Genomic DNA, 18,474 nt, shown 5'->3' with positions numbered 1-18,474 from the left:
TCTGCCCCTGACCCGCCGGTCAGGGGCTGCTTCTGCCAGGCCTGCCTGCTGCATCTACGCCTGGTGCAAGGCAAGAATTTCCTAAAGCTGCGTTGTTTTCGTCAATTCTGGAGTGCTTACAACAATGGCAAAAATCGTCGACATCAAAGGTCGTGAAGTTCTCGATTCGCGTGGCAACCCCACCGTGGAAGCCGATGTACTGCTCGACAACGGCATCATCGGCAGCGCTTGCGCGCCGTCCGGTGCTTCCACCGGCTCGCGCGAAGCGCTGGAGCTGCGTGATGGCGACAAGAGCCGTTACATGGGCAAGGGCGTGCTGAAAGCTGTTGGCAACATCAACGGCCCGATCCGTGACCTGCTGCTGGGCAAGGACCCTTCCGACCAGAAGGCTCTGGACCGCGCCATGATCGAACTGGACGGTACCGAGAACAAGGCCAAGCTGGGCGCCAACGCCATCCTGGCTGTTTCCCTGGCTGCTGCCAAGGCTGCTGCCCAGGACCAGGACCTGCCGCTGTACGCGCACATCGCCAACCTCAACGGCACCCCAGGCCAGTATTCGATGCCGGTTCCGATGATGAACATCATCAACGGTGGCGAGCACGCCGACAACAACGTCGACATCCAGGAGTTCATGGTGCAGCCGGTTGGCGCCAAGACCTTCTCCGATGGCCTGCGCATGGGCACCGAGATCTTCCATCACCTCAAGGCTGTGCTCAAGGCCCGTGGCCTGAACACCGCAGTGGGTGACGAAGGTGGCTTCGCGCCGAACCTGGCTTCCAACGAAGACGCCCTGGGCGCCATCGCTGAAGCCGTGGAAAAAGCCGGCTACAAACTGGGCACCGACGTGACCCTGGCCCTCGACTGCGCAGCCTCCGAATTCTACGAAGACGGCAAGTACAACCTGTCCGGCGAAGGCAAGTCGTTCGACGCCGAAGGCTTTGCCGACTACCTGAAAGGCCTCACCGAGCGCTTCCCGATCATCTCGATCGAAGACGGTCTGGATGAGTCCGACTGGGCTGGCTGGAAGATCCTTACCGACAAGATCGGCGAGAAGGTGCAACTGGTCGGTGACGACCTGTTCGTGACCAACACCAAGATCCTCAAGGAAGGCATCGAGAAGGGCATCGGTAACTCGATCCTGATCAAGTTCAACCAGATCGGCTCGCTGACCGAAACCCTGGAAGCCATCCAGATGGCCAAGGCCGCAGGCTACACCGCTGTGATCTCGCATCGCTCCGGTGAAACCGAAGACTCGACCATTGCCGACCTGGCTGTGGGTACCGCCGCTGGCCAGATCAAGACCGGCTCGCTGTGCCGTTCCGACCGCGTCTCCAAGTACAACCAGTTGCTGCGCATCGAAGAACAACTGGGCGCCAAAGCGGTTTACCGCGGTCGTGCCGAGTTTCGCGGCTAAGCAAGAGATGGTAAAAAGACAGCAGCCGAAGCTGTCGGAACTTTCTTACTGAAATTTCTGACACATGATGCGGGTTTCTGTCGACGAAGCCTGGCCTCGGCCAGGCTTCGTGCTATTTGAGGTCTGCCTGTTCGCGGCGGTCTTTTTAACCTGGATACCTTGATGCGCAGTCCCTATTGGTTGTTCCTTGTCCTGCTCCTGCTGCTTGGTGGCCTGCAGTACCGCCTGTGGGTGGGTAACGGCAGCCTGGCGCAAGTGGCTGAGCTCAAGCAGCAGATCGACGAGCAGCATGCCGAGAACGAGCGGCTGCTGGAGCGTAACCGCGTGCTCTATGCCGAGGTCCTGGAATTGAAAAAAGGTATGGAGACCGTTGAAGAACGGGCTCGCCACGAATTGGGGATGGTCAAAGAGGGTGAAACCCTCTTCCAGCTGCCGCAAAAATGATCGAAACCCTACCGGCCTTCTGGGCCGTGATTCCTGCTGCGGGTGTTGGTGCCCGCATGGCTGCCGACCGCCCGAAGCAGTATTTGCAATTGGGTGGGCAGACCCTTCTCGAGCATAGCCTCGACTGTTTTCTTGGCCATCCGGCGCTCAAGGGCGTGGTGGTCAGCATTGCTGCGGATGATCCTTACTGGCCTGGCTTGCGCTGCGCCAGCGATTCCCGCATCCAGCGAGCGTCAGGTGGGCGTGAGCGCGCCGACTCGGTGCTCAATGCCTTGTTGCTGTTGCATGCCCAAGGTGCGGCGGACACTGACTGGGTGTTGGTGCACGATGCGGCGCGGCCAAACTTGGCACGCACGGATCTTGACCGTTTGTTGTCGCAGTTGGCTGATGACCCGGTAGGAGGGCTGCTGGCAGTTCCTGCACGCGATACCCTGAAGCGGGCCGATGCCAGCGGGCGAGTCAGCGCTACCGTGGATCGCAGCACCATCTGGCAGGCCTTTACGCCTCAAATGTTCCGCCTGGGGGCTTTGCATCGGGCCTTGGCCGAGTGCCTGGTGTCCGATGTGGTGGTCACCGATGAAGCTTCGGCCATCGAATGGTCCGGCCAGGCGCCGCGGCTGATCGAAGGGCGCAGCGACAACATCAAGGTGACCCGCCCGGAAGACCTGGAGTGGCTGCGCCAGCGTTGGTCAGGGCGCCGCTGAGATTGCCGGGTCCGCCTCACGGCCCAATCGCCGGCAAGCCGGCCACAGGTTACCCCGCTGCTCTCAAGTTCAGCGCAAACCCAGTGGGGGGGCCGGCTTGCCGGCGATTGGGCCGCAAAGCGGACCCGGTAAACTGTCAGACCATTCGGTACTCAGGCATCCCCGCCAACCCTTCCTTCAGATAATCCACCAGCCGCCGAACCTTGGGCGACAGGTGCCGCTGCTGCGGATACAGCGCCCACACCGCCGTATTGGGCGGCTGATGCGCCTCCAGCAGCGACACCAGCGCGCCGCTGTTGAGGTGTTCCAGTACGTAGTAATCCGGCAGCTGGCACAGCCCCATTCCCAGCAAAGCGGCATCCAGCACCGCCTGGCCACTGTTGCACCGCCAGTTGCCCTGCACCCGCTGGCTGATCTCGCGCCCGTCCTGTTGCAACGCCCACAGGTCCGTGCTGCCCACCAGGCAGTTGTGCCGGGCCAGTTCCGACAGGCTGTGTGGACGGCCGTAGCGCTCAAGGTAGGCGGGTGAAGCGCACAGGTACATGCGCCGTGGCGCCAGGCGCGTCGCCACCAACCTCGAATCGGCAAGCCGCCCCAGGCGAATCGCCAGGTCCATGCCTTCGTGCAGCAGGTCCAGCCTGCGGTTGCTCAACTCCACCTCGACCCGCAACTGTGGATACAGCGTCATGAAGCGCGTCACCAGCGGCACGATGAAGCGCTCGCCATAAGCCACAGCACAGGTCATGCGCAATAGCCCCTTGGGTTCGCTGGCCAAGTCGCCCATGGCACGCAGTGCTTCTTCACGGCCATCCTGCAGGCGTTGGCAATGTTGCAGGAATGTCTGCCCGGCCTCACTCAGGGTCACGCGACGGGTGCTGCGATACAGCAGGCGGGTTTGCAAACGCTCCTCAAGGCGGGCGATCTGCCGGCTTATGTGCGACGACGATACGCCCATGCGCTCGGCAGCGGCCGTGAATTGGCCCGATTCGGCCACGGCTACGAATTCATCGATACCCTCCCAGCGGCTGCTCATTGATTGTCCCTGTACGGCAATAATGTTTTGTCTTCGTCGCGATTATTCATCAAAACAAGCTGAATTACACTGCATGTCTGAACTGACCCTTTGTCTGGAGACCTTTGATGATCAAGTCCCGTGCCGCTGTAGCCTTCGAGGCCAAGAAACCTCTGGAAATCGTCGAAGTGGATGTGGCCATGCCCAAGGCCGGCGAAGTCCTGCTGCGTGTTGTGGCCAGCGGTGTTTGCCACACTGACGCCTATACCCTCTCGGGTGCCGACCCGGAAGGTATCTTCCCGTCGATTCTGGGTCATGAGGGTGGCGCGATCGTCGAGGCGGTAGGTGAGGGCGTCACCTCCGTGGCGGTCGGCGATCACGTGATCCCGCTGTATACCCCTGAGTGTGGTCAGTGCAAATTCTGCCGCTCGGGCAAGACCAACCTGTGCCAGGCCATACGTGCCACCCAGGGCAAGGGGTTGATGCCGGACGGCACCACTCGTTTCTCGTACAAGGGCCAGCAGCTGTTCCACTACATGGGCACCTCGACCTTCTCCGAGTACACCGTGCTGCCGGAAATCTCCGTCGCCAAGATCCAGAAGCAAGCGCCGCTGGAAAAGGTCTGCCTGCTCGGTTGCGGCGTGACCACCGGTATCGGTGCGGTGCTCAACACTGCCAAGGTCAAGCCGGGTGACACAGTGGCCATCTTCGGCCTGGGCGGTATCGGCCTGTCGGCGGTCATAGGCGCAGTCAAAGCCAAGGCATCGCGCATCATCGCCATCGACATCAACCCGGCCAAGTTCGAGATCGCCCGTCAACTGGGCGCCACCGACTGCATCAACCCGAAGGATTACGATCGCCCGATCCAGGAAGTGATCGTCGACCTTACCGATGGCGGCGTGGACTTTTCGTTCGAATGTATCGGCAACGTGCAACTGATGCGCGCGGCCCTGGAGTGCTGCCACAAGGGTTGGGGTGAGTCGGTGATCATCGGTGTCGCCGGTGCCGGCCAGGAAATCGCCACTCGCCCGTTCCAGCTGGTGACCGGTCGCGTCTGGCGCGGTTCTGCCTTCGGTGGCGTGCGCGGCCGTACCGAACTGCCAAGCTACGTGGAAATGTCCGAGAAGGGCGAGATTCCGCTGGACACCTTCATCACGCATACCATGGGCCTTGAAGATATCAACAAGGCGTTCGACCTGATGCATGAAGGCAAGAGCATCCGCAGCGTGATCCACTTCTGAGGTGAGCCATGAGCCTGGATAACATCTCCTGCCAGAAAAGCTTCGGCGGCTGGCACAAGCGTTACCGGCATCACTCCAAGGTGCTGGGTTGCGACATGGTGTTCGCCGTTTACCTGCCGCCGCAGGCCGAACAGGACGAAAAGCTGCCAGTGCTGTACTGGCTCAGCGGCCTGACCTGCACCGACGAGAACTTCATGCAGAAGGCGGGCGCCCAGCGCCTGGCCGCCGAGCTTGGCCTGATCATCGTCGCGCCCGATACCAGCCCGCGTGGCGAACAGGTGCCGGGCGACCCTGACGGCGCCTGGGACTTCGGCCTGGGCGCCGGCTTCTACCTCAATGCCACCCAGCAGCCTTGGGCGAAGCACTACCGCATGCACGACTATGTGGTCCAGGAGCTGCCAGAGCTGATCGAAGCGCACTTCCCGGCCTCGGATCAGCGCAGCATCAGTGGCCACTCCATGGGTGGGCACGGCGCGCTGGTCTGCGCCCTGCGCAACCCGGGGCGCTACCGCTCTGTGTCGGCGTTCTCGCCGATCAGCAATCCGATGGATTGCCCTTGGGGTGAAAAGGCCTTCAGCCGTTATCTGGGTGAAGACCGGGCGCGCTGGCGCGAGTGGGATGCCAGTGTGCTGCTTGCCGAGACGCCAGCGGGCGAATGCCCGCCGTTGCTGGTGGATCAGGGCGACCGTGACGACTTCCTTGCCAAGCAGCTCAAGCCTGAAGCGCTGGAGCAGGCGGCCCGCAAAGGGGGGCATGCGCTGAGCCTGCGCCTGCAACCTGGCTATGACCATAGCTATTACTTCATCGCCAGCTTCATCGATGAGCACCTGCGCCATCACGCAGTGGCACTTGGCCGGGGGTAGGGCTGCAGCTACACGCTGCAAGCTTCAAGCCGCAAGAAAGTGCGGGCAGCACAACGCCTGCTTTTTGCTTGTGGCTTGCAGCTTGCAGCTTGCAGCTCCAAATGAAGGTAGAATCACGCCCTGACTCAATCAGGGCGTTTTTCTATGCGTATTGGCCACGGCTACGATGTGCACCGTTTTTGCGACGGTGATTTCATTACCCTGGGTGGGGTGCGTATCCCCCACAAATACGGCCTCCTGGCCCATTCCGACGGTGACGTGCTGCTGCATGCCCTGAGCGATGCCTTGCTTGGCGCGGCGGGGCTCGGGGACATCGGCAAGCACTTCCCCGATACCGACCCGCAATTCAAGGGTGCCGACAGCCGTGTGCTGCTGCGCCATGTGGTCGGCATCGTCCAGGCCAAAGGCTGGAAAGTCGGTAATGTCGACGCCACCATCGTTGCTCAGGCGCCGAAAATGGCTCCGCATATCGAAACCATGCGCCAACGGATCGCCGAGGACCTGCAGGTCGAACTCGACCAGGTCAACGTCAAGGCCACTACCACCGAGAAACTCGGTTTCACCGGCCGCGAGGAGGGTATCGCCGTGCACGCGGTCGCCCTGCTGCTGCCAGCATGACCGAACTGGAACTGCTGGGCCCGCGCGCATCGGGCCAACCCCTGGGCACTGCGATACTCAAGGCTGTGGCCGAAGACTTCCAGGTCGATGAGGTGCTGGACATTCCGCTTTCGGGCCAGGGCGAGCACCTGTGGTTGTGGGTTGAGAAGCGCGACCTCAACACTGAGGAAGCTGCCCGCCGCCTGGCGCGAGCCGCTGGTGTGCCGGTGCGCTCGATCAGCTACGCCGGCCTCAAGGACCGCCAGGCCCTGACGCGCCAGTGGTTCAGCCTGCACCTGCCTGGCAAGGCAGACCCCGACCTGTCGCGTGCCGAAGATGCCACCCTGCGTGTGCTCAAGCAGGTGCGTCACCAGCGCAAACTGCAGCGCGGCGCCCATTCGGCCAATGGCTTCACCCTGCGCCTAACGGCGCTGGCGGCTGATCATGCTGCCCTCGATGCCCGCCTGCAGACGCTCAAACAGCAGGGTGTGCCGAACTACTTCGGCGGCCAGCGTTTCGGGCATGGCGGCGGCAATGTCCAGGATGCCCAGCACTGGGCTGCCCGCAAGGCCCTGCCCGAGCAGCGCAACGTACGTTCGCGGCTGCTCTCGGCTGCCCGCAGCTACCTGTTCAACCAGGTACTGGCTGCCCGCGTTGCCGACGGCAGCTGGCAGCGGGCCCAAATCGGTGACCTGTTGGCATTCACCGATAGCCGCAGTTTTTTTTCGGCGGGTGAACAGGAATGCTCAGACCCTCGCCTGGCCATTCTGGACTTGCATCCTACCGGCCCGATGTGGGGCGAAGGCCCGTCTCCTGCGGCCGGCGCGGCCGCGACGCTGGAGACGACGATAGGCGAGCAGCATGCATTGCTGTGCCAATGGTTGGCCAATGCAGGCATGAGTCACGAACGGCGCATCCTGCGGCTCCCTATTGGCGGCCTGACGTGGCATTATCCCGAGCCTGATATCCTGCAACTGGAATTCGTCCTTCCGGCCGGATGCTTCGCCACCGTGGTGGTGCGCGAACTCGTCGATCTGGTGCCGGCAGGGCAGACGGACAGCCCATGCGTATTCTGATTTCGAATGACGACGGTGTTACGGCACCTGGCCTCGCCGCGCTCCACGGTGCGCTGGTGGATTATGCCGAGTGCGTGGTGATCGCCCCGGATCAAGACAAGAGCGGCGCCGGCAGTTCGCTGACGCTGGACCGGCCGTTGCACCCGCAAACCCTGGCCAACGGTTTCATCAGCCTCAATGGCACGCCCACCGATTGCGTGCACCTGGGGCTCAATGGCCTGTTACCGGAAACACCGGACATGGTTGTCTCGGGGATCAACCTCGGTGCCAACCTGGGGGATGACGTGATCTATTCCGGCACGGTCGCTGCCGCGCTGGAGGGGCGCTTCCTCGGCGGTACGTCGTTGGCATTCTCGCTACTGTCGCGTCTGCCCGACAACCTGCCGACTGCAGCGTTCATCGCCCGCCGGCTGGTCGAGGCGCAGTCACGCCTGGAACTGCCGCCGCGTACGGTCCTCAACGTCAATATTCCCAACCTGCCGCTGGAGCACATCCGTGGCATACAGGTCACCCGTCTAGGTCACCGGGCGCGGGCGGCGGCACCGACCAAGGTGGTCAACCCGCGCGGCAAGGAAGGCTACTGGATCGCCGTGGCCGGTGATGCCGAGGACGGTGGGCCGGGTACCGACTTCCACGCGGTGATGCAAGGTTACGTGTCGATCACCCCGCTGCAACTGGACCGCACCTTCAACGATGCCTTCGAGCAGCTCCACGGTTGGCTGGAGGGCGTGCTCTGATGCGCGAACAGGACGATCTGCAGCGCCGAGGTATCGGCATGACCTCCCAGCGTACCCGCGAGCGCCTGATCCAGCGCTTGTGCGAAGAGGGTGTATCGAACCCCAAGGTGCTCGATGCCATCCGCCGTACGCCGCGCCATCTGTTCGTCGATGAGGCCCTGGCCCACCGCGCCTACGAAGACACCGCGCTGCCGATCGGGCACAACCAGACCATCTCCCAGCCATTCATGGTCGCACACATGAGTGAGCTGCTACTGGAGGCCGGGCCGCTGGACAAGGTGCTGGAGATCGGTACCGGCTCCGGTTACCAGACGGCCATCCTTGCCCAACTGGTGGAGCGGGTGTTCTCGGTGGAGCGCATCAAGGTCCTGCAGGACCGAGCCAAGGAGCGCCTGGTTGAATTGAACCTGCGCAACGTGGTGTTCCGCTGGGGGGATGGGTGCGACGGCTGGCAGGCGCTGGCCCCCTACAACGGCATCATCGTTACCGCCGTGGCGCCGGAAGTGCCGCAGGCACTGCTCGACCAGCTGGCTCCTGGTGGGCGAATGGTCATCCCGGTAGGCCCTGCTGGTGAAGTCCAGCAGTTGATGCTTATCGTGCGTGAGGAGCAGGGCTTCTCTCGCCGTGTACTGGGCGCTGTGCGCTTTGTACCGCTGCTCAATGGCCCGGTGGCTTGAGCTGCAGGGAATATTTGTGGTGGCGACGAATTCTTGCCGCATCGCCCTGTCTATCTGGCGGGGCATCCCGGCTCTTTACTGAGCCTGTGCACCGAGCCTGCCAATGCAGTGGCGCTCGGTTATAATTGCAACATTATTGCATTTCTTTCTGTATTTTCGATTTTCGGCACCATGAGGGGAGCGCGGGTGGGGCACACAGTCATTCGGCAGCGCAAGGATTGGTTGGGTTTCAAGCTTCTGGTGATTGCACTGGCCATGGGCGCCCTGCTGACGGGTTGCTCCAGCACCGGCTCGGGCGGCGCACGCGTGGTCGACCGCAGCAATGCGGCGCCCAAGCGGCCGACCGTGACCTCCGGGCAGTATGTGGTCAAACCAGGCGATACGCTGTTCTCCATTGCGTTTCGCTACGGCTGGGACTACAAGGAGCTCGCCGCACGCAATGGCATCGCTGCCCCGTACACCATCCGGCCTGGCCAGGCGATCCGCTTCAGCAGCGGCGCTACCGGCAGTACCACGGTGGTGTCCAGCCCCTCTTCTTCGAGCAGGACGACGGTCATTCGTCGCCCCGTTGGAAAACCTATCACGGCGCCCGCCAGCGGCGGGAAAACGACGCCAACAACGCGAACCACGCCTACGCCGGTCGTTACCACGGTGCCCGCCGCAGAGCGCGCGGTGGGCGGTTGGACATGGCCTGCAAATGGCGTGCTGATTGGAAAATTCGCTTCAAACGGTAGTTTGAATAAAGGCATTGATATCGCCGGTGATTTGGGACAGCCTGTTTTTGCTGCGTCTGATGGTGCGGTGGTCTACGCCGGGAGTGGCTTGCGGGGCTACGGCGAACTGATCATCATCAAGCACAGCGATACCTACGTCAGTGCCTACGGTCACAACCGCAGGCTGTTGGTTCGGGAGGGGCAGAAGGTCAAGGCAGGGCAGTCGATTGCTGAAATGGGGTCCACGGGCACTGATCGGGTGAAGCTGCATTTCGAGATTCGCCGCCAGGGCAAACCCGTCGATCCTCTCCAGTTCCTGCCACGGCGTTGATTGTTGTCCCCGGCCTGTTCCTCTGAAGTAGAGGGGAGAGGCTCCAGCGATGCCAGGGATGCAGGCGCCGCTCGAGTCTGAGTTCGAACTCAGCAAAGGACTATAACAATGGCTCTCAATAAAGAAGCGCCGGAGTTTGACATCGACGATGACGTTCTCCTGATGGAGACGGGCATCGTTTTGGAAACGGATGTGGTGTCAGACGAACCTGCTGTACCGTCGGTTCGGACCAGGGCCAAGTCAGGCTCTACGCTCAAGCAGCATAAATACATCGATTACAGCCGGGCGCTCGATGCCACCCAGTTGTACCTCAACGAGATCGGTTTCTCGCCTCTGCTTTCACCGGAAGAGGAAGTTCACTTCGCGCGGCTGTCGCAGAAGGGTGACCCAGCCGGGCGCAAGCGCATGATCGAAAGCAACCTGCGCCTGGTTGTGAAAATCGCCCGTCGTTACGTGAACCGCGGCCTGTCCTTGCTCGATCTCATCGAGGAGGGGAACCTGGGTTTGATTCGTGCAGTCGAGAAGTTCGACCCGGAGCGCGGTTTCCGTTTCTCGACCTATGCGACGTGGTGGATCCGCCAGACCATCGAGCGGGCGATCATGAACCAGACCCGCACCATTCGTCTGCCGATCCACGTGGTCAAGGAGCTCAACGTCTACCTGCGTGCCGCGCGGGAGTTGACCCAAAAGCTCGACCACGAACCTTCCCCTGAAGAGATCGCCACCCTGCTGGAAAAACCCGTTGCCGAGGTCAAGCGCATGCTTGGTCTTAACGAGCGGGTATCGTCGGTGGATGTTTCGCTCGGGCCAGATTCGGACAAGACCCTGCTCGATACACTCACCGACGATCGTCCTACCGACCCGTGCGAGCTGCTGCAGGATGACGACCTGTCACAGAGCATCGACCAGTGGCTGGGCGAGCTCACCGACAAGCAGCGCGAAGTGGTGGTACGCCGTTTTGGTCTGCGCGGGCATGAAAGCAGCACCTTGGAGGATGTAGGCCTGGAAATCGGCCTTACCCGCGAGCGAGTGCGGCAGATTCAGGTAGAGGGGCTCAAGCGCCTGCGTGAGATCCTGGAGAAGAATGGCCTGTCCAGTGAGTCGCTGTTCCAGTAAGCACTGCATGCCGGTATGCAAAAACGCCCTGATGACCTCGGGGCGTTTTTTTATGCGCAGGCCAGAGCGGCTGGCAATTATCTGGGGGTGATCAATGTGTAACTTGCTACCCCTGATGCACTGCGTGTAAGCCTTTGCTTACTTGTTGTGTAAGCCATACACGTAAAGGCCAGTAAATCATTGTCGTTTCCAGATCTGTTTTTTTCTCAACTAACTGAAATAATTGAACTTTTCAGATTTGTGGAAATGTGTCCCCGGTAATGTCTTGTGAGGGTTCGCGGTTGCCTGCGCTGCAGAACTCGCTAGTATTCGAACTGTGCACACGGACATGCACAGGCGTTCAGGAAGAACGCCAAGGACATCGCAAGACGCGATTCATCAGGACGATGTTCAGGACAAGCAGGGACTACGGAAAAAATGTGGGCGGGTCAAACCGCCCCTTTTTTTGCCCGCAGAAAATGAAAAAGGCCCGTTGCGGGCCTTTTTCGTATCTGGGCGATTAACGTTCCAGATCGGCGATCTTGCCAGGCTTGCCATCCCACTCTTCGGCGTCAGGCAGGGCATCCTTACGCTCGGTGATGTTCGGCCAGATCTCCGCCAGCTCGGCATTGAGCTCAAGGAAGTTCTCCATGCCCGCAGGCACTTCGTCTTCCGAGAAGATGGCCTGGGCCGGGCATTCAGGCTCGCACAGTGCGCAGTCGATGCACTCGTCCGGGTGAATGACCAGGAAGTTCGGGCCTTCGTAGAAGCAGTCCACCGGACAGACTTCCACGCAGTCGGTGTATTTGCATTTGATGCAGTTGTCGGTGACGACGAAGGTCATTTCTAGTTCTCTCCTCAGGCAACGGCGGCGGCCCTTCCTCTCAGGGCCGCGCGGTTTACGGGCATGTGGCTGCAGGCCAGGCTAATAACCTGCAGCACCAGCAAACCGCGGCGGATTCTACCAGCTTGTAGTGCCCGCCGTTATAACAGGTTCTTTAGTTGATATAGCATTTCGATAGCTTGACGCGGGGTCATGTCGTCCAGCTCCAGCTTGCCCAGCTTCTCGATGGCCGGGTGTGGCAGGCTGGCGAACAGGTCGCTCTGGTGCGGTGCTTGTGGCTCGCCCTTGGCTTTGTTCGACACGGGTTGTTCGTGGGGCAGGCTGCTGGTCTCTAGCCGGCCCAGGTGCTCGCGCGCCCGCTGGATGACCGGCGACGGCACGCCTGCCAGTTGCGCCACGGCCAGGCCGTAGCTCTGGCTGGCGGGGCCAGGCAGCACATGGTGCAGGAACACGATGCGCTCGTTGTGTTCGGTAGCGTTCAGGTGGACGTTGGCCACCAGTGGTTCGCTTTCCGGCAGTACGGTCAGCTCGAAGTAGTGTGTGGCGAACAGCGTGTATGCACGCAACTGCGCCAGGCGCTCTGCAGCCGCCCAGGCCAGCGACAAGCCGTCGAAGGTGCTGGTGCCACGGCCGACTTCGTCCATCAGTACCAGGCTGCGGTCAGTGGCGTTGTGCAGAATGTTGGCGGTTTCGCTCATCTCGACCATGAACGTCGAACGACCGCCAGCCAGATCGTCGCTGGAGCCGATACGGGTGAAGATGCGATCGACCAACGACAGTTCGCAACTGGCCGCCGGAACGAAACTGCCGATGTGCGCCATCAGCACGATCAGTGCGGTCTGGCGCATGTAGGTGGATTTACCACCCATGTTCGGGCCGGTGATGATCAGCATCCGGGTGCTGTTGTCCAGGCCCAGGTCGTTGGCTACGAACGGCGTGGTCAGTACCTGTTCGACCACCGGGTGACGCCCCTGATCGATGCGCAGGCAAGGTTCGTCGACGAAACGGGGGCAGTTAAGGTCCAGGTTGAGCGCCCGCTCGGCAAGGTTGCTCAGCACGTCCAGCTCGGCCAGCGCCGCGGCGCTGTCCTGCAGCGGTGCAAGGTGGCTGATGAGGGTCTCGAGCAACGCGTCGTACAGCATTTTTTCGCGGGCCAGGGCGCGGCTCTTGGCCGACAGCGCCTTGTCCTCGAAAGCCTTGAGCTCCGGCGTGATGAAACGCTCGGCCCCTTTGAGGGTCTGGCGACGAATGTAGTCGCCCGGGGCCTGTTCGGCTTGCTTGGTCGGCAGCTCGATGAAGTAGCCATGCACGCGGTTGTAGCCGACTTTCAGGTTGGCAAGGCCGGTGCGGGCCTTCTCGCGGGCTTCCAGGTCGATCAGGAACTGGCCGGCGTTCTCGCTGATCGCCAGCAGATCGTCCAGCTCGTTGTCATAGCCGGCCTTGAGTACGCCGCCGTCGCGGATCACTGCTGGCGGGTTGTCGATGATTGCCCGCTCCAGCAGGCTGGCCAGCTCCGGGTAGGTGCCGGTGATGGCCGCCAGGCGCGCCAGGTGTGGGGCTTCCAGCTCAGCCATGGCGTTCTGCAGTTCGGGCAGGGCGCCGAGGGCATCACGCAGGCGCGCCAGGTCGCGCGGGCGGGCATTGCGCAGGCCGATACGGGCGAGGATCCGCTCGATATCGCCAATTTCCTTGAGTTGCGGCTGCAGTTTTTCGAAGCGGTAGCCATCGAGCAGGCAGCGAATCGAATCCTGGCGCGCCTGCAAGACCTTGAGGTCGCGCAGCGGACGGTTCAGCCACCGGGTCAGCAGGCGGCTGGCCATCGCGGTCTGGCAGCGGTCGATCACCGACTGCAAGGTATTGTCGCGACCACCTGCCAGGTTGATGTCCAGCTCCAGGTTGCGGCGGCTGGCCCCGTCGAGGATCACGGTGTCGTCCAGGCGCTCGTGGCGCAAGCTGCGCAGGTGGGGCAGGGCGGTGCGTTGGGTTTCCTTGGCGTAGGTCAGCAGGCAGCCGGCGGCGCCGATGGCCAGGGTCAGCTTGTCGCAACCAAAGCCCTTGAGGTCTTTGGTTGCGAACTGCTGGCACAGAGCCTTGCGTGCCGAGTCGCGGTCGAAGTCCCAAGGGGCTCGTCGGCGTGCGCCTGGGCGTTTCTCGGCCGGCAGGTCGCGTGGCCAGTCGTCGGGGATCAGCAGCTCGACAGGGTTGATGCGTTCAAGCTCGGCCAGCAGGTTTTCCCAGCCCTTGATTTCTTGCACGCTGAAATTGCCGCTGGTGATATCCAGCACCGCCAGGCCAAACAGGCGCTCATCCCCCAGCAGTGCGGCAATCAGGTTGTCGCGGCGCTCGTCGAGCAACGCTTCGTCGCTGACCGTGCCCGGGGTGATGATGCGCACCACCTGACGCTCTACCGGGCCCTTGCTGGTGGCGGGGTCACCGATCTGCTCGCAGATCACCACCGACTCGCCGAGCTTGACCAGCTTGGCCAGGTAGCCTTCCAGCGAGTGGAACGGAATTCCGCACATGGGGATCGACTGGCCGGCTGACTGGCCACGGGCTGTCAGGGTGATATCCAGCAGTTTTGCGGCTTTTTTCGCATCTTCGTAGAAGATTTCGTAAAAGTCGCCCATGCGGTAGAACATCAGCTGGTCCGGGTGCTGGTTTTTCAGCTTCCAGTACTGCTGCATCATTGGGGTGTGTGCGGAAAGATCAGACATTCAGGGCCTTACAGCGGGGATCTGGTTGGCGATTGTAAAACCGGCAATGGTACAGGCTTTTTGGCCGAGATGCAGGCGGCGGGCAAGTGCCCTCGCGCCCCGGCTGCATGGATTGCATTTCCTGCGGCGGCGCTGCATCATGCATGCTATGCAAAAACGCAATGTAGCCACCGTACTCAGAGAGTTGCTCGCCCGCCACGGCCTGTCCCCCACAGAGCTGCACCGGCGCACGGGCGTGCCTCAATCCACCCTGTCGCGGATCCTCAGCGAGAAGATCGTCGATCCCTCGGATAGGCACGTGTCGAAAATTGCCGACTATTTCGGCGTCAACACCGAACAGCTGCGCGGCCGCGCCGAGCTTGGCGCCTCACGCGAAGCCGCATTGCCGGCCCGCGGCCATGCGGACCTCAGCGACATCAGCCTGTGGGACGATGAAACGCCCGTCGAGGACGACGAGGTGTCAGTACCCTTTCTTCGTGAGGTCGAATTGGCAGCAGGATCAGGAAGGTTCGTCATCGAGGAAAGCGAGCGCGCCCGCCTGCGCTTCGGCAAGCGCAGCCTGCGCCATAACGGCGTGCAGTTCGACCAGGCCAAATGCGTGACCGTGCGCGGCAACAGCATGCTGCCGGTACTGCGCGACGGGGCGACGGTCGGGGTAAACACCGGCAAGTGTTCGATCGGTGACATCATCGATGGTGATCTCTACGCCATCAACCACAATGGTCAATTGCGCGTGAAGCAGGTGTATCGGCTGCCCACCGGTATTCGCCTGCGCAGCTTCAATCGCGACGAACACCCTGATGAAGACTACAGCTTTCAGCAGTTGCAGGAGGAGCAGATCAGCTTGCTCGGGCATGTGTTCTGGTGGGGCATGTACGCCCGCTGACCAGGCCTTTTTCAAGAAAACCCGCTTCGGCGGTTTTTTTTCGTCTGGAGAAAAGCCCTACAGCCTGATGAGCAAAAGCACTCATGCGTGTTAGCAAAGTCATGCCTACAGTTAAATGAATAAATGCATTGACTGGATATGCGATAACGCATAGCTTGTATCTCGAGGCGGACTGAGCCTTTGTTACACAGGAGACAGGACAGTGACGAACGAGCAACAAGTGTTACTGGAGATGCCGCTCTGGCTGGTAATCGTCCTGGCATCGCTGGGCGGTCTCAGCGGCGAAATGTGGCGGGCCGACAAGGCGGGCGCCACCGGTTGGTCGCTGCTGCGACGGCTGGCGCTGCGCTCCGGCGCCTGTATCGTCTGCGGAGTTTCGACGGTGATGTTGCTGTATGCCAGCGGCCTGTCGATCTGGGCGGCCAGCGCATTTGGTTGCCTGACCGCGGTAGGTGGAGCCGATGTAGCCATGCGCCTTTATGAGTGCTGGGCGATCAGGCGGCTGGGCTTGCGTGGCACCGCGTCGAGCGATGAATGACCAGGAGGATGTGCGTGCGAAAGTTTGAGCATGGGTAGAACAATGCCTGTCCCGATCAGCCCCCTCAAATGCTAGGGTGTCGCTCAGCCTCTTCCAGGAGTTGCCCATGGACCCGATCACCGTTCTCTCCGCCCGGCTGGGCGAACACCTGCGCCGCTTCAGCGCCCAGGTCACCACCGCCGAATCTTGCACCGGCGGCGGCATCGCCGAAGCCATCACCCGCGTACCTGGCAGCTCCGCCTGGTTCGAGGCAGGCTATGTCACCTACTCCAACGCCCAGAAGACTCGCCAGCTTGGGGTCCCAGAACCGTTGTTCGCCCAAGTCGGTGCAGTCAGCCAGGAGGTGGTCGAAGCCATGGTTCGCGGCGCCCAGGCGGCCAGCGGTGCGCGTTTTGCCGTGGCAGTCAGTGGCGTGGCCGGGCCCGACGGTGGCTCGCCGGCCAAACCGGTCGGTACCGTGTGGCTGGCATGGGCCGATGGCAGTCACGTGAGCAGTGAGCGTCGCCACTTCGACGGCGACCGTGAAGCAGTGCGCCGACAGACGGTGATCGCCGCGTTAGACGGCTTGTTACAGCTTGGTGCCGAGTAAATCGACGACAGGGGTTTGCTCAAACGCTTCCCTGTGGAATAATACTGGCTACTTATACAGGTATTCCGGCCATCAGGGCCAAGTCGAACACGTGAGGATTTCAATGGACGACAACAAGAAGCGCGCCTTGGCTGCGGCCCTGGGTCAGATCGAACGCCAATTCGGCAAAGGCGCGGTCATGCGCATGGGCGATCACGAGCGCACCGGCATTCCAGCCATTTCCACAGGCTCCCTGGGCCTGGACATCGCCCTGGGCATCGGCGGTCTGCCAAAAGGCCGTATCGTCGAGATCTATGGCCCGGAGTCTTCGGGTAAAACCACACTGACCCTGTCGGTCATCGCCGAAGCCCAGAAAAGCGGCGCCACCTGCGCCTTCGTCGACGCCGAGCACGCTCTCGACCCTGAGTACGCCGGCAAACTGGGCGTCAACGTCGACGACCTGCTGGTTTCGCAGCCGGATACCGGCGAGCAGGCGCTGGAAATCACCGACATGCTGGTGCGTTCCAACGCCGTTGACGTAATCATCGTCGACTCCGTGGCTGCCCTGGTGCCCAAGGCAGAAATCGAAGGCGAGATGGGTGACATGCACGTTGGCCTCCAGGCCCGTCTGATGTCCCAGGCGCTGCGCAAGATCACCGGTAACATCAAGAACGCCAACTGCCTGGTCATCTTCATCAACCAGATCCGTATGAAGATCGGTGTGATGTTCGGCAGCCCGGAAACCACCACCGGTGGTAACGCCCTGAAGTTCTACGCCTCGGTGCGCCTTGACATCCGTCGTACTGGTGCAGTCAAGGAAGGCGACGAAGTCGTCGGCAGCGAAACCCGCGTCAAAATCGTCAAGAACAAGGTCTCGCCGCCGTTCCGTCAGGCTGAGTTCCAGATTCTTTACGGTAAGGGTATCTACCGTAACGGCGAAATCATTGACCTGGGCGTTGCTCAAGGGTTGGTCGAGAAGTCGGGTGCCTGGTACGCCTACCAGGGCAACAAGATCGGCCAAGGCAAGGCTAACGCAGCCAAGTACCTGCAAGAAAACCCGGCCATTGGTGCCGAGATCGAGAAGCAGATTCGCGAGAAGCTGCTCAAGGCGGGTGTTGTTGCCGAAGCGGGCAAGGCTGCTGCAGCCGATGCCAAAGCCGACGACGTGGCTGACGCCGACGCCGGTTATTGATAGCTGCTTGGCCGATCATGTCCGTCGTACTCGACACCCCCGTCGCCGTTCGGCGGACAGCCATGGACCTGCTTGCGCGCCGCGAGCATGGTCGCGTCGAGCTGACGCGCAAACTGCGCCAGCGCGGCGCTACGGATGAGCTGATTGAGCCCGCTCTCGATCGGCTCGCCGAAGAAGGGCTGCTCAGTGAGGCCCGCTACCTTGAAAGCTTCATCAGGTACCGTTCCAATGCCGGCTATGGCCCAGCGCGTATTCGCGAGGAGCTGGGCCAGCGTGGCCTGAACCGAGGCGATATTGACCAGGCACTGCGTGACTGTGGTGTGAACTGGGCAGAGCGGCTACAGGATGCCTGGCAGCGCAAATATGCCGGGCTACGTCCGCATGACCCCCGCAGCCGTGCCCAGCAAACCCGGTTTCTCGCTTACCGTGGGTTTCCCTTGGACATGATCGGCCGCCTGCTCAGCGGCCGAGACTTGGACGACTACTGATCTAACAGCCACATCGCAGGCGCACTCAGCTGACCTTCAACGCCTCCCGCGCCCGCTGCGTGGTATGCATCGGCTGTGGCTTTGCCCAGTTCTCCGGCAGGTTGATGAAATCCACCAGCTCACGCAGACGCCCTTGATTACGCCCATTGAAGGCAAAGGTCAGGCGGGTCAGATGGTTGTAGTTGCCTACTTCATGCTCTACGCCACTGTCGGCATGTTGATGGTACTTCCCGCTCAGTCGTAAATCGGCAAAGGCTTCCTGAATCTCATGCAGTGCCGCGTCGCTGAGTCGATGGTGCATGCGGATCACAAACTGGTTCTTCAGCCAGCGGCTGGAGTG

19 protein-coding genes and 1 pseudogene are annotated in these 18,474 nt (G+C 61.6%); 16 read left to right on the top strand and 4 right to left on the bottom strand.

Annotated features, from left to right (window positions below; all coding sequences use genetic code 11):
- Positions 1 to 124: 124 nt before the first annotated feature.
- The 3 genes from eno to ispD all read left to right on the top strand — a co-directional run bounded on the left by eno (position 125) and on the right by ispD (position 2,562).
- Positions 125 to 1,414, top strand: coding sequence for a phosphopyruvate hydratase (gene eno / locus ACEWE8_RS23320; RefSeq protein WP_012315883.1), 1,290 nt, complete (start codon positions 125 to 127; stop codon positions 1,412 to 1,414).
- A gap of 162 nt (positions 1,415 to 1,576) precedes the next feature.
- A complete protein-coding gene (gene ftsB, locus ACEWE8_RS23315) occupies positions 1,577 to 1,858 on the top strand; it encodes a cell division protein FtsB (protein WP_012315882.1) in 282 nt (93 codons plus the stop codon).
- Positions 1,855 to 2,562 carry a 2-C-methyl-D-erythritol 4-phosphate cytidylyltransferase gene (gene ispD, locus ACEWE8_RS23310; RefSeq protein ID WP_046788317.1) on the top strand — a complete coding sequence of 236 codons (708 nt, stop codon included), beginning with the start codon at positions 1,855 to 1,857 and terminating at the stop codon, positions 2,560 to 2,562. Before ftsB ends, ispD begins: the two co-directional genes overlap by 4 nt.
- 136 nt (positions 2,563 to 2,698) lie before the next feature.
- Here the strand turns inward: ispD and ACEWE8_RS23305 are convergent, their stop codons facing one another.
- Positions 2,699 to 3,595, bottom strand: a complete 897-nt coding sequence (locus ACEWE8_RS23305; RefSeq protein ID WP_046788318.1) for a LysR substrate-binding domain-containing protein — start codon at positions 3,593 to 3,595, stop codon at positions 2,699 to 2,701.
- A 107-nt stretch (positions 3,596 to 3,702) separates the two neighbouring features.
- On the opposite strand from ACEWE8_RS23305, the gene ACEWE8_RS23300 reads away from it, so the two are divergent.
- The 8 genes from ACEWE8_RS23300 to rpoS all read left to right on the top strand — a co-directional run bounded on the left by ACEWE8_RS23300 (position 3,703) and on the right by rpoS (position 10,925).
- On the top strand, positions 3,703 to 4,815 hold the full coding sequence (locus ACEWE8_RS23300) for an S-(hydroxymethyl)glutathione dehydrogenase/class III alcohol dehydrogenase (RefSeq protein ID WP_046788319.1): 1,113 nt from the start codon (positions 3,703 to 3,705) through the stop codon (positions 4,813 to 4,815).
- A gap of 8 nt (positions 4,816 to 4,823) precedes the next feature.
- The gene (gene fghA / locus ACEWE8_RS23295; protein WP_046788320.1) at positions 4,824 to 5,678 is read left to right on the top strand and encodes an S-formylglutathione hydrolase; all 855 of its coding nucleotides are present in this window, start codon (positions 4,824 to 4,826) and stop codon (positions 5,676 to 5,678) included.
- 144 nt (positions 5,679 to 5,822) lie between these two features.
- Positions 5,823 to 6,296 carry a 2-C-methyl-D-erythritol 2,4-cyclodiphosphate synthase gene (gene ispF, locus ACEWE8_RS23290; RefSeq protein ID WP_046788321.1) on the top strand — a complete coding sequence of 158 codons (474 nt, stop codon included), beginning with the start codon at positions 5,823 to 5,825 and terminating at the stop codon, positions 6,294 to 6,296.
- Complete coding sequence (gene truD, locus ACEWE8_RS23285) at positions 6,293 to 7,351, top strand: tRNA pseudouridine(13) synthase TruD (protein WP_046788322.1); 1,059 nt, start codon at positions 6,293 to 6,295, stop codon at positions 7,349 to 7,351. Before ispF ends, truD begins: the two co-directional genes overlap by 4 nt.
- The gene (surE, locus tag ACEWE8_RS23280; protein ID WP_039601868.1) at positions 7,339 to 8,088 is read left to right on the top strand and encodes a 5'/3'-nucleotidase SurE; all 750 of its coding nucleotides are present in this window, start codon (positions 7,339 to 7,341) and stop codon (positions 8,086 to 8,088) included. The genes truD and surE overlap by 13 nt, the downstream gene beginning before the upstream one ends.
- 38 nt (positions 8,089 to 8,126) lie before the next feature.
- Positions 8,127 to 8,765, top strand: coding sequence for a protein-L-isoaspartate(D-aspartate) O-methyltransferase (locus ACEWE8_RS23275; protein ID WP_161872020.1), 639 nt, complete (start codon positions 8,127 to 8,129; stop codon positions 8,763 to 8,765).
- A 186-nt stretch (positions 8,766 to 8,951) separates the two neighbouring features.
- Positions 8,952 to 9,809: a peptidoglycan DD-metalloendopeptidase family protein gene (locus ACEWE8_RS23270; RefSeq protein WP_046788323.1), complete on the top strand. Its 858-nt coding sequence runs from the start codon at positions 8,952 to 8,954 to the stop codon at positions 9,807 to 9,809.
- A 108-nt stretch (positions 9,810 to 9,917) separates the two neighbouring features.
- Complete coding sequence (gene rpoS / locus ACEWE8_RS23265; protein ID WP_012315872.1) at positions 9,918 to 10,925, top strand: RNA polymerase sigma factor RpoS; 1,008 nt, start codon at positions 9,918 to 9,920, stop codon at positions 10,923 to 10,925.
- Between the two features lie 499 nt (positions 10,926 to 11,424).
- Here the strand turns inward: rpoS and fdxA are convergent, their stop codons facing one another.
- Together fdxA and mutS are read right to left on the bottom strand one after the other, a co-directional pair.
- Entirely contained in the window at positions 11,425 to 11,748 is a 324-nt protein-coding gene (fdxA, locus tag ACEWE8_RS23260) for a ferredoxin FdxA (RefSeq protein WP_012315871.1), read from the bottom strand.
- Positions 11,749 to 11,888: 140 nt separating this feature from the next.
- Entirely contained in the window at positions 11,889 to 14,462 is a 2,574-nt protein-coding gene (mutS, locus tag ACEWE8_RS23255) for a DNA mismatch repair protein MutS (protein ID WP_046788324.1), read from the bottom strand.
- Between the two features lie 139 nt (positions 14,463 to 14,601).
- Here mutS and ACEWE8_RS23250 point away from each other — a divergent pair, with 139 nt between their 5' ends.
- The 5 genes from ACEWE8_RS23250 (at position 14,602) to recX (ending at position 18,134) form a co-directional block, all read left to right on the top strand.
- Entirely contained in the window at positions 14,602 to 15,348 is a 747-nt protein-coding gene (locus ACEWE8_RS23250) for a S24 family peptidase (RefSeq protein WP_046788325.1), read from the top strand.
- Positions 15,349 to 15,550: 202 nt separating this feature from the next.
- Positions 15,551 to 15,886 (top strand): phage holin family protein, encoded by a 336-nt coding sequence (locus ACEWE8_RS23245; RefSeq protein WP_115274050.1) that lies wholly within the window; start codon positions 15,551 to 15,553, stop codon positions 15,884 to 15,886.
- Positions 15,887 to 15,992: 106 nt separating this feature from the next.
- Positions 15,993 to 16,475, top strand: a complete 483-nt coding sequence (locus ACEWE8_RS23240; RefSeq protein ID WP_012315851.1) for a CinA family protein — start codon at positions 15,993 to 15,995, stop codon at positions 16,473 to 16,475.
- 103 nt (positions 16,476 to 16,578) lie between these two features.
- Positions 16,579 to 17,646, top strand: a complete 1,068-nt coding sequence (gene recA, locus ACEWE8_RS23235; RefSeq protein ID WP_046788327.1) for a recombinase RecA — start codon at positions 16,579 to 16,581, stop codon at positions 17,644 to 17,646.
- Positions 17,647 to 17,663: 17 nt separating this feature from the next.
- Complete coding sequence (gene recX, locus ACEWE8_RS23230; RefSeq protein ID WP_046788328.1) at positions 17,664 to 18,134, top strand: recombination regulator RecX; 471 nt, start codon at positions 17,664 to 17,666, stop codon at positions 18,132 to 18,134.
- Between the two features lie 25 nt (positions 18,135 to 18,159).
- Here recX and ACEWE8_RS23225 read toward each other — a convergent pair.
- Positions 18,160 to 18,474: pseudogene (locus tag ACEWE8_RS23225) on the bottom strand (cytochrome D ubiquinol oxidase subunit II); the annotation flags it as partial.

It is taken from the genome of Pseudomonas sp. TR47, from assembly GCF_044143025.1.
GTDB lineage: Bacteria > Pseudomonadota > Gammaproteobacteria > Pseudomonadales > Pseudomonadaceae > Aquipseudomonas > Aquipseudomonas putida_E.
This window is presented reverse-complemented; position numbering and strand designations above follow the sequence as displayed.